We start from the raw sequence: 12,782 nt of genomic DNA, 5'->3' as shown, positions 1-12,782 counted from the left end.
TATGAGCGACCGTGGTTACTACGAAGTATTAGGCGTTTCGAAAGGTGCCTCTGATGATGAGATCAAGAGCGCCTATCGTAAGTTAGCCATTAAATATCACCCTGATAAAAATAAGGGTGATAAAGAAGCGGAAGAAAAATTCAAAGAGGCAACCGAAGCCTACGAAGTGTTACGTGACGCACAAAAACGTGCAGCTTATGATCAGTTCGGCAAAGCAGGTGTAAACGCTGGAGCCGGCGGAGGATACGGAGCAGGAGCTTATACAGACTTCTCCGATATCTTTGGTGACTTTGGCGACATCTTCAGTGAATTTTTCGGAGGCGGAGGTGGTGGCGGTAGCCGCGGTGGTGGAAGAAGGTCCGGTCCTCAAAGGGGATCGGATCTACGTTATAATTTAGAAGTTAGTTTAGAAGACGCAGCTCTTGGAAAAGAATATAAAATAGAAATTCCACGACTGGAAACTTGTGTGGATTGTTCTGGATCGGGAGCCTCCAAAGGATCTTCACCTACCGTGTGTCCTGATTGTTCGGGAACAGGCCAGGTGCGAAGGACCCAAGGATTTTTTAGTGTGACTACCACTTGCCCTCGTTGTAAAGGAAAAGGAAAAGTCATTTCCAATCCTTGTAAAACTTGTAAGGGTGAGGGACTAACAGAGAAAAGACGAACCATTCATATTAAAATTCCTGCAGGTGTTGAATCTGGTAGCCGACTCAAAGTTTCTGGTGAAGGTGAGTCTGGCCCGAACGGTGGCCCAAGTGGAGATTTGTATGTGGTCACACATATCAAAAAACATCCAACTTTTGAACGCCAAGGAAACGATTTAATTGTTCAAAAAACAATTTCTTTGTCCATGGCTTGCCTTGGTGGTGAGATTGAAGTGCCTTCCATCGACGGAAAAACCATCCAACTTAAAATTCCAGAAGGAACGGAAAGTGGACAAATCTTCCGATTGAAAGGACATGGAATCCCATATCTTGGTTCTTATGGCAAAGGGGATCAACACGTGATCATTAAAGTAGAAATTCCTAAGAAACTTTCTAAAAAACAGAGAGAACTTATGGAAGAATTTGCCCGTGAGTCCGGCGAAAAGGTCGGCAGTGGCGGAAAATCTAAGTTGTTTTTCCGCTGAACTTTTGGAGTATTGAGAGCATCTATGGATAAAAAAGTCCGACTCGGAGTCATTGGTACTGGTCATATGGGCCAATACCACGTAAACGTTGCTAAACAGCTTTCTGATGCTGAACTCATCGGAATATTTGATGCCAACTTGGAACGCGCCACTCAAATTGCTGAAAAACACAAAACAAAAGCGTTTCCTACGGTGGAAGAATTGTTGAAGGAAACAGATGCTATCGTCATTGCAGCACCAACGTTCCTTCATCATAAAATCGCAAAACAAGCATTAACTGAAAAGAAACATGTTTTGGTAGAAAAACCTATTTCGCAAACTGTCGAAGAAGCTAAAGAACTTGTAACTTTAGCAAAACAAAACAATTTAATTTTGCAAGTTGGACACGTGGAAAGATTTAATGGAGCTGTTTTGGAACTCGGAAAAATTGCCGAACATCCACTCCTCATCGAATCTAGAAGGATAGCACCTTACAACAGTCGTATCACTGACGTTGGTGTTGTTTTGGATATGATGATCCACGACATTGATATTGTTTTGAACTTGGTAAAGTCTGAAGTGAAAGAAGTGAAAGCTGTTGGATCTTCCGTTGTTTCCAATCACGAAGATATTGCTAGTGTAGTTCTTACTTTTGCAAATGGGTGTGTTGCATCACTCAATGCTTCTCGTGCTTCACAAGCAAAAATTAGAACACTCAATATCTCTCAAAAAGATTCATATGTATTTTTAGATTTTACAAACCAAGAAATTGAGTTACATAGACAAGCAAGTTCTACAACTCAACTCGGTAGTGGTGAAATCAAATACCGACAAGAATCCATCGTAGAAAAAATCTTTGTTCACAAAGACAATCCTCTCAAACAGGAACATGAACACTTTGTTAAATGTATTAAAGGAGAATCCGAACCAATGGTGAAGGGTGATTCCGATATTAAAACATTAGAAGTTGCTTACAAAATCCTGGAAGAAATTCACGGCAAAAAATAATGACAGAAAATTCTGATTCAACTCGCGGAAAGTTACTTATTTCAAATTCCAGTGTGATTCAGGATTTTTTTCATAAAACCGTTGTCCTTATGGTGGACCATGACGACGACGGAGCTTTTGGTCTGGTTTTAAACAAACCCACCGACCAAACAATGGAATCATTAATCAAAAATTTACCGGATACTGTTTATTCCAATAAACAGGTATATTCTGGTGGTCCTGTGGACAATATGTTCGTATCCATTTTGCATAACGGTACTCAGACGGAAGATCCCGGCGTTGAAATTGTTCCGGGAATTTATATGGCACGCAGTTTTGATACAATGATTGAAGTTCTTTCTTCCGATCAGATTCAGTTTCGCGTTCTACAAGGATATGCGGGTTGGTCTTCCGGCCAATTAGAAAGTGAGTTTGACAGGTTATCTTGGGTTGTTTCTGATCAAGTGGATGAATCTATTGTTTTTCGCGAAGATGACTCTGAAGTTGTTTGGCGAGAAGCTCTCCGAAGTAAGGGCGGAATCTACAAATACTTTGTTGACCATACAAAAGATCCATCTCTCAATTGATCCAGTAAATGAATTACTGATATGAAACTTGCGTCTAAAAAGATTGTGCTGAGTTCTGGTTCTTCTCCCTTAGGAAGGGAACTTTTGCCACTGCTTCTTTCTGAAGGTGCACTCGTTGTTGTTGGTGATTCGAACCCAGAAGAAATTCCAAACCATCCCAATCTTCAAAAGTATAAAATTGATCCTTCCAAACCAGATCAAATGGAACGATTGATTGAATCGGCCATTGAAACGTTAGATAAAATTGACGTTTTTATTTTAAACTCAGAACAAGTCACTTATGCAGAAGATGAAAAGGAAGATTGGAATAGATTAAAAGTTTTATTCAATGCAAATACTTTAGCACCGATTCACACCATACAACGATTAACGAATTTAATTTCTGTTGGGCTTCATATAGTTTTAGTTAGTTCCGATTTGAGTAAAACTCCAACCCCAGGATTTGGATTGTATGGATCATCCAAATCTGCTTTGGATTATTTTTGGGATTCTTTTCGAAAACAAATTGGAAGGGAGTTCCGATTTTCGAGAGTCATTGCTCTTGAACCAAAACTTTCCCAGCCGAAACGACTGGCTGGCCGGGTTTTACAATCGGTTCTTCGTCCAAAGAAGAGAAGGTATGAACAAATCTCCCAGTTAGCAAATCGGTTTTTACTAAAATTTTTACCTTTTTTACGTTTTTTCCGAACTATGGCTTATGGATTTCGGTTAAAACAGGAAAAAAAGAAGAAAATTTCCCAAGTAGATTTGTCACCATCCTCCGAAAATTAGCCATTTCGTACCCTAAATATACAACACCTCTCACAATTTTTTCCCGATGCTTAATATTTGAACATTAAAAACACTTCGTTTAACTGTCTTATGTCGGATGGGGTAGATATCCATCCTTTCGGGTCATATCTTCCATTTGGTACAAATATTGCTAACTAAGTAAGCAGAGGGTACCCCCATGTTTATCGCAGACTATAGTGCCAAAAATATATATGATGAGATGTTTTCCAGCGAAGGTTTTCCTCGCAAAAGTTATGACTTCGTAAAAACAAAAATGGAGAGTTTGGGTGGGATCGAACTCGTAAAACGTAGTACTTCGGCAGAAAGGGCTCTCATGTCACTTGGGATCACCTTTACTTTGTATGGTGATGGTGGTGAACAAGAAAGGATCATGCCTTTTGATGTTATTCCCCGTATTGTTCCAAGTGAAGAATGGATCAGTATGGAAAAAGGACTCAAACAAAGAATCCAAGCACTTAATTTATTTTTAACAGATATTTATGGAGAAGGAAAAATTCTAAAAGATAAAATCATTCCTCGCGAATTGATTGAGTCAAGTTCCGGATACCTCAAACAATGTATTGGTTTAAAACCTCCTAAAGATATTTGGATTCATATTACAGGAACGGATTTGGTGCGCGATGGTGCTGGTGCCTTTCATGTATTAGAAGATAACTTACGTTGTCCATCTGGTGTATCTTATGTATTGGAAAATCGTGAAGTGATGAAACGAACCTTTCCTGAACTTTTTGAAAAGTTAAACATCCGCCAAGTTTATGACTATCCTTATCACTTAAGATCAATGTTAGAGAATCTAACAGACGTAGTGGATCCGGTGATTGCTGTTTGGACTCCTGGTGTTTTTAACTCTGCTTATTACGAACATAGTTTTTTGGCGCAAAAGATGGGAGTTTATCTTGTCGAAGGATCCGATCTCATCGTTGAAAATCATAAAGTTTATATGAAAACTACCAAAGGACTTCGTAAAGTTGATGTGATTTATCGCAGGATTGATGATACCTTTATGGACCAGTCAAGTTTTAGGCCGGACTCTTTACTTGGTGTGAAAGGAATTTTTGAAGCATTTAAAAGGGGAAATGTTGCCCTTGCCAATGCTCCAGGAACTGGAGTGGCTGATGACAAAGTTATTTACTCTTATGTTCCTAAGATCATTAAATACTACTTAGGCGAAGAACCAATCATTCCGAATGTTCCTACCTACCTTTGTTCTGAAGAGTCGGACTTAAAATTTGTTTTGGATAACATTCACAACCTGGTTGTAAAAGCGGCAAATGGTGCTGGTGGTTATGGAATGATCATCGGCCCGAAAGCAAGTAAACAAGAACAAGAAGATTTTAAGGAACTGATTAAAGCAGATCCAAGAAATTATATTGCTCAACCGGTTTTAAATCTTTCTACAGTTCCTACACTCATTGCAGATAAAATTGAATCAAGACATGTTGATTTAAGGCCGTTCATTTTGTACGGAAAAGATATTTATGTAATGCCGGGTGGGTTAACTCGCGTTGCGCTTCGTAAAGGATCACTTGTGGTCAATTCATCCCAGGGAGGCGGTTCAAAAGACACCTGGGTTCTAGGATAAAGGTGTTATATGTTAAGCCGAGTTGCCGAATCAGTTTTTTGGATGAATCGATATATCGAGAGGGCAGAAAATTACTCAAGATTTATTGATGTCAATCACCAGTTATCTTTGGACTTACATGAAGAGGTGCCCAACCAATGGTTACCTCTCGTACATACAACAGGAGATATTGAATTATTTGAGAAAAGGTATTCTAGTCCAAGTCCGGTCAATGTCATAAGGTTTATGACTTTTGATGAAGAGAATCCGAATTCTATTTTTCAATGTCTTTCGAGAGCCCGTGAGAATGCCCGAACTATTCGTGAAAACATTTCCACTTCTATGTGGGAAGTGTTAAACGAGTTTTATCTCTTTGTAAAAGATTATCGTAAAGTTTACTTAGAAAGTTCTGAGTTACACGGAGATACTCTTTCAATGGGTCTCTCCGACTTTCTAAGCACAGTTCGAAAAAGTTGCCAAAGTTTTTATGGATGTTCTGATGCTACCATCTCTCATGATGAGGTTTGGAACTTTTCTTTACTTGGAAGATTTTTAGAACGAGCAGACAAAACCACGAGAATTCTCGATATGAAGTACTTTATTCTACTTCCTTCTGTTCATGATGTGGGTTCTACTTTAGATTTATTACAGTGGTTATCCCTTTTGAAATCGGCCTCTGCACATGAGATGTACAACCAAAAGTACAAACGTGTTGATCCAACGGATATTGCTGAGTTTTTGATTTTGAATGAAACCTTTCCTAGATCCATTTTCTTTTGTATTCAAGAGATGCAAGAGGCTTTGGAAAAAATTTCAGGAATTAAGGAAGGTTTGCCAAGGAACTTAGCGCAAGATGCAACTACAGTTTATTTGAATCGTTTGCGATCAGAAAATATCAAATCCATTTTTGATAAAGGTCTACATGAATACTTAGATGATATTCAGATAGAACTCAATCATATAGGTTCCAAAATTGTGGAACGATTTTTTACAAACTAACTATGAGTATACGAGTTGCACTGTCCCATATTACAACCTATCAATATGATAAGTCGATAAAATTATCACCGCATGTGATCCGGCTTAGGCCAGCTCCACATACTAAAAATCATATTGTTTCTTATTCTCTAAATATTTTACCGGAACAAAAATTTCTCAACTGGCAACAAGATCCATTTGGAAATTATTTGGCTCGGTTGGTATTTCCTGAAAAAACCAATATCTTACAAGTAGCCGTTGATTTAGTAACCGATTTAAAGGTAATCAATCCCTTTGATTTTTTTGTAGAAGAGTATGCAGAGAACTTTCCTTTTACATATGATAAGGTATTAAAAAAGGAGTTAACTCCTTATTTAAAAGTAAAAAAACCTGGGAAGTTACTGACTCCATACTTAAAAACAATCGATAAAACGCCGAGAAGAACTGTTGAGTTTTTAGTTGCTTTGAATGCAAAAATTTACTCTGACGTTGGTTATGTGATCCGTATGGAACCGGGAATCCAAACTCCCGAATTCACTCTTTCTTCAAGAATGGGATCTTGTCGTGATTCTGCTTATTTACTGGTTCAAATTCTTAGGAATATGGGTCTTGCTGCAAGATTTGTATCTGGTTATTTGATTCAATTAAAAGCCGATGTAAAGTCTTTGGACGGACCTTCTGGTGCGGAATCTGATTTTACTGACCTACATGCTTGGGCAGAAGTTTATATCCCAGGTGCTGGTTGGGTGGGTCTTGATCCTACCTCTGGTCTTTTTACGGGAGAAGGGCATATTCCTTTAGCGGCCACACCGGAACCGGAATCAGCTGGTCCGATTTATGGTTTTGCAGAAAAAGCCAAAGCAGAGTTTTCCTTTCATATGGGAGTGGAACGGGTTTTAGAAACTCCAAGAGTCACCTTACCTTACCAAGGCGAAGATTGGGAACGAATCATTCGTTTGGGTGACTCCATTGATAAACGGATTCGAAAAAATGATATAAGACTTACGATTGGTGGAGAACCAACTTTTGTCTCCACAGAGAATCGGGAAGCACCGGAATGGAATTTTGATGCTTTAGGTTTTGAAAAATATTCTAAATCAGAACAACTTATCAAACGACTGGGAAAACATTTTGCTCCGGGTGGACTTTTACAATACGGCCAAGGGAAATGGTATCCAGGAGAACCTGTCCCTCGTTGGGCGATGATTTCTTATTGGCGTAAAGATGGTGAACCCATTTGGAACCATCCCTATTTACTTGCAGATGATCGTTATACGGGTTCAGCCACAACAGAAGATGCAAGAAGGTTCATTAGTGTTCTTGGGAGTCGTTTAAACATACCTTCCAAATCAATTCATACTGCTTATGAAGATAATTTGTATTATCTTTGGCAAGAAGCAAATCTACCAACAGAAACCGAATTGATGTTAGATGGATTGAACACTTACGATAAAATGGAACGGGAACGTATTTTGAGAGTGATTGATTCTGGAATCCATCGCGAAGTCGGTTATACAATCCCACTGGATTATGATGTTTTCAAGTCATCATGGATATCCGATGAATGGAGTTTTCGCCGAGGGAAAATGTTTTTAATTCCTGGTGATTCTCCCATTGGGCTCAGGCTTCCCTTACATTCACTTGGTGGAAAATCATATTATCCTTATCCAGAAGATCCGTCGACACCCAAACCCTCCTTACCTAAAGCAAAGGAATTGGGTCAGTCTCCTTTTTCATCAACAAATGTTAGTTATTCTATTGGTGGAATTCATACAAGGACAGCTCTTTGTGTGGAACCTAGAAATGGAAACATTCGAGTGTTTTTGCCACCAATCCAATCATTAGAAGGTTGGCTCCGGCTCATTTATGCAATCGAACAAACAGCTTTAGAAACAGATATACCGATTGTATTAGAAGGTTATGAAGCTCCTCATGATCCTAGGTTGAATCGTTTTAAAATCACACCGGATCCTGGAGTGATTGAGGTCAATTTTCATCCATCTTCTTCTTTTGGAGAGATTGTAGAAAAAACGCAAGTTCTATATGAAGAAGCCACGCAACTACGATTGACTGCAGAAAAATTTTTGATCGATGGTCGTCATTCCGGCACTGGTGGTGGAAATCATATCACTCTCGGTGGTGCATCTGTTGGTGATAGTCCATTTTTAAGAAAACCTTCGCTTTTACGAAGTTTGGTGGCGTATTGGCAAAATCATCCAGGACTCTCTTATTTGTTTTCTGGAATGTTCATTGGGCCAACTTCTCAATCACCAAGAATTGATGAAGCTAGAAATGATTCCTTACATGAATTAAAAATTGCCTTTCAACAAATCGATTCTAACAGACATACACCGCCTTGGATGTTGGATCGAGTTTTAAGAAACATCTTAATTGATATTACGGGAAATACTCACCGAACAGAAATTTCCATTGATAAACTTTTTGATCCGGGATCACCTACAGGACGTTTGGGGCTTATCGAAATGCGTGCGTTTGAAATGCCTCCTCATTACCAAATGAGTGTCATACAACAAGCATTCATGATGGCGATCATTTGTCGGTTTTGGGAAGATCCATATTATGGAAGTCCGATCAATTGGAATACAGAGTTACATGATCGTTTTATGTTGCCTTACTTTGTGTATCGCGACTTTAAAGAAGTAATCCAAGATTTACAAAATAGTGGATTTGGATTTTTATCAAAAGACTTTGATCCATTTTTTGAATTTCGATTTCCTCAATATGGAATTTGTTATTTGGATGGAATGGAAATTGAATTACGAATGGCTTTGGAACCTTGGAACGTACTTGGTGAAGAAAATACAACGCAAGGAACTTCGAGAGGAGTAGACTCTGCTACAGAACGAGTTCAAGTGAAAATAAAAGGGTTTCATCCAGAAAGATACCGTTTGAGTTGCAACGGATACGAAGTTCCACTGCAAGCCACGTCTGTTCAGAATGAATATGTTGCTGGCGTAAGGTTCAAAGCATGGACACCCGTTTTTACTTTACATCCGCAAATCCCTGCGCAACAATCTTTAGTGTTCGATGTTTACGATACTTGGAATCATAGAGCACTCGGAGGATGTACGTATCATGTGTCCCATCCAGGTGGATTGTCGTACCAAACCATTCCTATCAATGGATATGAAGCCGAATCTAGACGGATTTCGCGTTTTTGGACTCATGGTCACAAGATGGGAAAAAGTTTACCACCGATCCGATTGGAAAATAAAGCCTTCCCATCAACATTGGATCTTAGGATGGTTACATTCAAATAGATGATGACTCAAGATCCTTATCATTTAATCGGAAATTACAAAACGATTCCAGGCGTTTATGATGAACTTTATGATGGGGAAGGTCAAATTCGGAACAAATATAAGTTCTTAGTCAAATCTTTCCAAGAACTCGGGCCCGCAGAACTTGTCAATCGTCGGCGTGATACGGATCGAATTCTCAGAGAAAACGGTGTTACTTACAATTTATACCAATCGGACTCACCAGAAGCGAAGGAAAGACCTTGGGATTTGGATTTGTTTCCTTTGGTTATGGAAAGTGAAGAGTGGCGTGTTTTAGAAAGAGGGTTAAATCAACGAGCCGATTTGTTAGATGCTCTTGTCAGAGATGTTTACTCCAAAAGACGACTGTTATACGAAAAAAAAATTCCTCCCGAAATTCTTTTTAATGAAACTTCTTTTTTGCGTGCTTGTGATGGAATGTATGATTCCAATCACTTCCTTACTAAAAACCCAGCTCTTTTATTTTTTGTATGCGATTTGATTCGTGCTGCCGATGGCAATTTTTATGTTTTAAATGATAGAGTTCAAGCTCCCTCAGGTTCCGGTTATTCTTTAGAGAACCGAATTGTATTATCTCGAATTTTTCCAAGTATGTATCGAGATGCGATGGTTCACCGCGTTGCCGTTTATTTTAGGTCACTTCGTAAATCATTAGTTCAACTTGCAGGCGTTACTGGTCGTGAGCCGGTGATTGTTCTTCTGACTCCTGGACCATCTAATGAAACGTATTTTGAACATGCTTATTTGGCTGGTTATTTAGGTTATACTCTTGTCCAAGGGGAAGACCTAACTGTTAGAAAAAACAAAGTCTATATGAAAACCGTGGAAGGTTTGCAACAAATTGATTTGATTCTAAGAAGGGTCGATGATGATTTTATGGATCCATTGGAACTAAGGGGGGATTCCCTTTTAGGAGTTCCTGGACTTTTAGAATCGGTTCGTTCGGGGTATGTAAAAATTGCCAATCCCATAGGAACTGGGTTTTTAGAAAACCGTGCGCTATTGCCGTTTTATTCTGATCTATGCCGTTTTTATTTAGGAGAAGATTTAATTCTTCCTATGGCTCCCACCTATTGGATGGGAACAAAAGAACATTTTCAGTTGGTATTACAAAATCCAGAAAAATATGTTTTTAAAACAGTATCACGCACAGATGAAGAAAAACCTGTTACCTTTATTGAATTGAGTGGAGACAGAAAGGATTCGTTTTTACAAAAATTAAAATCATCACCAAATCGTTTTATTGCTCAGGAGATGATCGCTTCAGCCACGGTTCCAGTGTTAGGTGAAAATGGGTTTCGACCTGGCCGAGCGATTATGAGAACTTTTGTTTCTTCTTCAGGTTCCGGTTATCAGACAATGGCCGGCGGGTTGGTGAGAGTCTCTCCTTCTTTAGATGATTTTTTCATTACGAGCCAAAGAGGTGCTTGGAGTAAAGACCTTTGGGTTCTTGCAACCGAAACACAAAAAGAAGAATCCTTACTTGTTACTAAGTCAGACCAAGTTTTAATTTCCAGAAAAAGTTCAGGTGTTCCGAGTCGTGTCGCGGACAATCTATTTTGGTTAGCTCGGTATTTGGAAAGATCCGAAAATCAAACAAGAGTGATACGTGAGGCAACATATAAGGTTTTGCAAGTTGAAGATGGTTACGAAAGAGAGTCCTTGGAAAATGCATTAAAACTAGTAACGCATGTAACTAATAGTTATCCAGGATTTTTAGGGGATGATGCGAGCGAGTTGTTTTTGAATCCATTTTCTGAATTACAACGATTGACTTCGGATCGTGGAGTTGTCGGAAGTTTGGCCTTTCACTTACGAAGTTTGGTGATTGCATCTAAATCGGTTCGAGACCGGCTTTCCGATGATATGAAAAAAATTCTCCTTCATTTAGAAGATCAATCCAATCATCAAATTGAATCCTATGATCAGATTATTGACTTTTTACAAAAGATCGTTGTGAACCTTTCTTCGCTCACAGGTTTATCTTTTGAAAATATGAGTCGGGAAGCAGGTTGGTATTTCCTTAACTTGGGACGTCGAATTGAAAGATCTATTAATATGATTTTGATGTTACAAGGAATGATTCGTTGGGACAGTTTTAAAGATAAAGCATCTTTTGAAACTTTTTTACGTATTAACGACATTCGTTTAACTTATAATAGACGTTATAGTGGAAAAATTGATCAAGAATCTGTATTAGATATTTTGTTGTTTGATACTTCAAATCCTAGATCATTTGCATATCAGTTAGAACAAATCAATTCAGACATTAAGTTTTTACCTGGAAAAAATGAGAAAGTTGTGTATTCAGAAGACCGAGCTGCGTTACAACTTTATACCCACTTCAAAATGAAAGATATATCCATCTTCTTTGAATCGGAAAATCCGTTAGAATCTGTTTCTATTTGGTTAGAAGAATTACATAACCATTTGAAAAATTTATCCGATGCATTAGCATCAAGATACTTTAACTATACCGAAGAACAAACAAGGATCGGTGATGGTAATGGCTGATTTTAAGGTAATTCATAAAACTAGATACAGTTATGATGATACCGTTGCCTATTGTCATAACATGGCCCATATGTATCCTTTGACTTCACCACATCAAGATTGTTTTAGAACTCATGTAACAGTAAATCCGAAACCAGTTGTTTCTTCTTTTAGGCGTGATTATTTTGGAAATCAAGTATTTCTATTTTCAGTTGAGGATCCGCATCGGTCTTTAGAGGTTGTTGTGGAATCAACGGTGCGAACGCACCAAGCTTCGGGTTTAGATTTATATAAATCAACACCTTGGGAGGAAATATATTCACTCATTCATGAATCAACGTTAGATGCTGATTTATTATCAATCGAATATATTCAACCTTCTTCATTCATTGCAGCAAAAGATAGTTATTCAGAATTTGCACGAATGTTTTTTACGAATGGGAAACCTGTTTATGCCGCCGCATTGGAGATGACGAGTTATATTTATCAAACATTCCAATATGATCCCAAAGCCACCAGTATCAATACTCCTATTGATCAAGTTCTAAATGAAAAAAAAGGTGTGTGCCAGGATTTTTCGCATCTAATGATTGCCGCCTTACGTTCATTAAAGATTCCGACTCGTTATGTGAGTGGATACTTAGAAACATTACCTCCTCCTGGAACAGGAAAATTACAAGGAAGCGATGCCACACATGCATGGGTTTCTGTTTATTGTCCTACATTTGGTTGGATGGATTTTGATCCAACAAATGGAAAGGTCATCACTGAAGAGTATATAATCACGGCTGTTGGCCGCGACTATGCTGATGTTTCTCCTTTAAAGGGAATTTTGTTTGGTGGTGGCAAACACAAACTCAAAGTAGAAGTAGATGTAATTCGAGAGCAAATATGAACTCTTTTAGAAAATTTTACAGAGAAAATGAATCTTTGTAGAGAGAATCATAGGTTTGTGATAAAAGGAAATCATTGGG

General features: G+C 38.5%; 9 protein-coding genes. All 9 read left to right on the top strand.

Annotated elements, in window-relative coordinates; all coding sequences use genetic code 11:
• Nucleotide 1: 1 nt before the first annotated feature.
• The 9 genes from dnaJ (at nucleotide 2) to EHQ49_RS01370 (ending at nucleotide 12,703) form a co-directional block, all read left to right on the top strand.
• Complete coding sequence (dnaJ, locus tag EHQ49_RS01410; protein ID WP_135575650.1) at nucleotides 2-1,129, top strand: molecular chaperone DnaJ; 1,128 nt, start codon at nucleotides 2-4, stop codon at nucleotides 1,127-1,129.
• 24 nt (nucleotides 1,130-1,153) lie between these two features.
• On the top strand, nucleotides 1,154-2,116 hold the full coding sequence (locus EHQ49_RS01405; RefSeq protein WP_135575648.1) for a Gfo/Idh/MocA family protein: 963 nt from the start codon (nucleotides 1,154-1,156) through the stop codon (nucleotides 2,114-2,116).
• Nucleotides 2,116-2,682: a YqgE/AlgH family protein gene (locus EHQ49_RS01400; protein WP_135575645.1), complete on the top strand. Its 567-nt coding sequence runs from the start codon at nucleotides 2,116-2,118 to the stop codon at nucleotides 2,680-2,682. Before EHQ49_RS01405 ends, EHQ49_RS01400 begins: the two co-directional genes overlap by 1 nt.
• Nucleotides 2,683-2,703: 21 nt before the next feature.
• The gene (locus EHQ49_RS01395; RefSeq protein WP_135575643.1) at nucleotides 2,704-3,453 is read left to right on the top strand and encodes an SDR family NAD(P)-dependent oxidoreductase; all 750 of its coding nucleotides are present in this window, start codon (nucleotides 2,704-2,706) and stop codon (nucleotides 3,451-3,453) included.
• Between the two features lie 178 nt (nucleotides 3,454-3,631).
• Nucleotides 3,632-5,056, top strand: a complete 1,425-nt coding sequence (locus EHQ49_RS01390; RefSeq protein WP_135575641.1) for a circularly permuted type 2 ATP-grasp protein — start codon at nucleotides 3,632-3,634, stop codon at nucleotides 5,054-5,056.
• Nucleotides 5,057-5,065: 9 nt separating this feature from the next.
• A complete protein-coding gene (locus tag EHQ49_RS01385) occupies nucleotides 5,066-6,034 on the top strand; it encodes an alpha-E domain-containing protein (RefSeq protein ID WP_135575639.1) in 969 nt (322 codons plus the stop codon).
• A 2-nt stretch (nucleotides 6,035-6,036) separates the two neighbouring features.
• The gene (locus EHQ49_RS01380) at nucleotides 6,037-9,294 is read left to right on the top strand and encodes a transglutaminase family protein (RefSeq protein ID WP_135575637.1); all 3,258 of its coding nucleotides are present in this window, start codon (nucleotides 6,037-6,039) and stop codon (nucleotides 9,292-9,294) included.
• On the top strand, nucleotides 9,295-11,829 hold the full coding sequence (locus EHQ49_RS01375; RefSeq protein WP_135575635.1) for a circularly permuted type 2 ATP-grasp protein: 2,535 nt from the start codon (nucleotides 9,295-9,297) through the stop codon (nucleotides 11,827-11,829).
• Nucleotides 11,822-12,703 carry a transglutaminase family protein gene (locus tag EHQ49_RS01370; protein WP_135575633.1) on the top strand — a complete coding sequence of 294 codons (882 nt, stop codon included), beginning with the start codon at nucleotides 11,822-11,824 and terminating at the stop codon, nucleotides 12,701-12,703. Before EHQ49_RS01375 ends, EHQ49_RS01370 begins: the two co-directional genes overlap by 8 nt.
• The last annotated feature ends 79 nt before the right edge of the window (nucleotides 12,704-12,782 follow it).

This window comes from Leptospira perdikensis, from assembly GCF_004769575.1.
Lineage (GTDB): Bacteria > Spirochaetota > Leptospiria > Leptospirales > Leptospiraceae > Leptospira_A > Leptospira_A perdikensis.
The sequence above is the reverse complement of the archived record's forward strand: the minus strand, read 5'-3'. Positions and strand labels throughout refer to the sequence as shown.

Coding starts and splice junctions, on each gene's coding strand:
- EHQ49_RS01390 (WP_135575641.1), top strand. CDS start 3,632: ATGTTTATCGCAGACTATAGTGCCAAAAATATATATGATGAGATGTTT.
- dnaJ (WP_135575650.1), top strand. CDS start 2: ATGAGCGACCGTGGTTACTACGAAGTATTAGGCGTTTCGAAAGGTGCC.
- EHQ49_RS01395 (WP_135575643.1), top strand. CDS start 2,704: ATGAAACTTGCGTCTAAAAAGATTGTGCTGAGTTCTGGTTCTTCTCCC.
- EHQ49_RS01405 (WP_135575648.1), top strand. CDS start 1,154: ATGGATAAAAAAGTCCGACTCGGAGTCATTGGTACTGGTCATATGGGC.
- EHQ49_RS01370 (WP_135575633.1), top strand. CDS start 11,822: ATGGCTGATTTTAAGGTAATTCATAAAACTAGATACAGTTATGATGAT.
- EHQ49_RS01375 (WP_135575635.1), top strand. CDS start 9,295: ATGATGACTCAAGATCCTTATCATTTAATCGGAAATTACAAAACGATT.
- EHQ49_RS01400 (WP_135575645.1), top strand. CDS start 2,116: ATGACAGAAAATTCTGATTCAACTCGCGGAAAGTTACTTATTTCAAAT.
- EHQ49_RS01380 (WP_135575637.1), top strand. CDS start 6,037: ATGAGTATACGAGTTGCACTGTCCCATATTACAACCTATCAATATGAT.
- EHQ49_RS01385 (WP_135575639.1), top strand. CDS start 5,066: ATGTTAAGCCGAGTTGCCGAATCAGTTTTTTGGATGAATCGATATATC.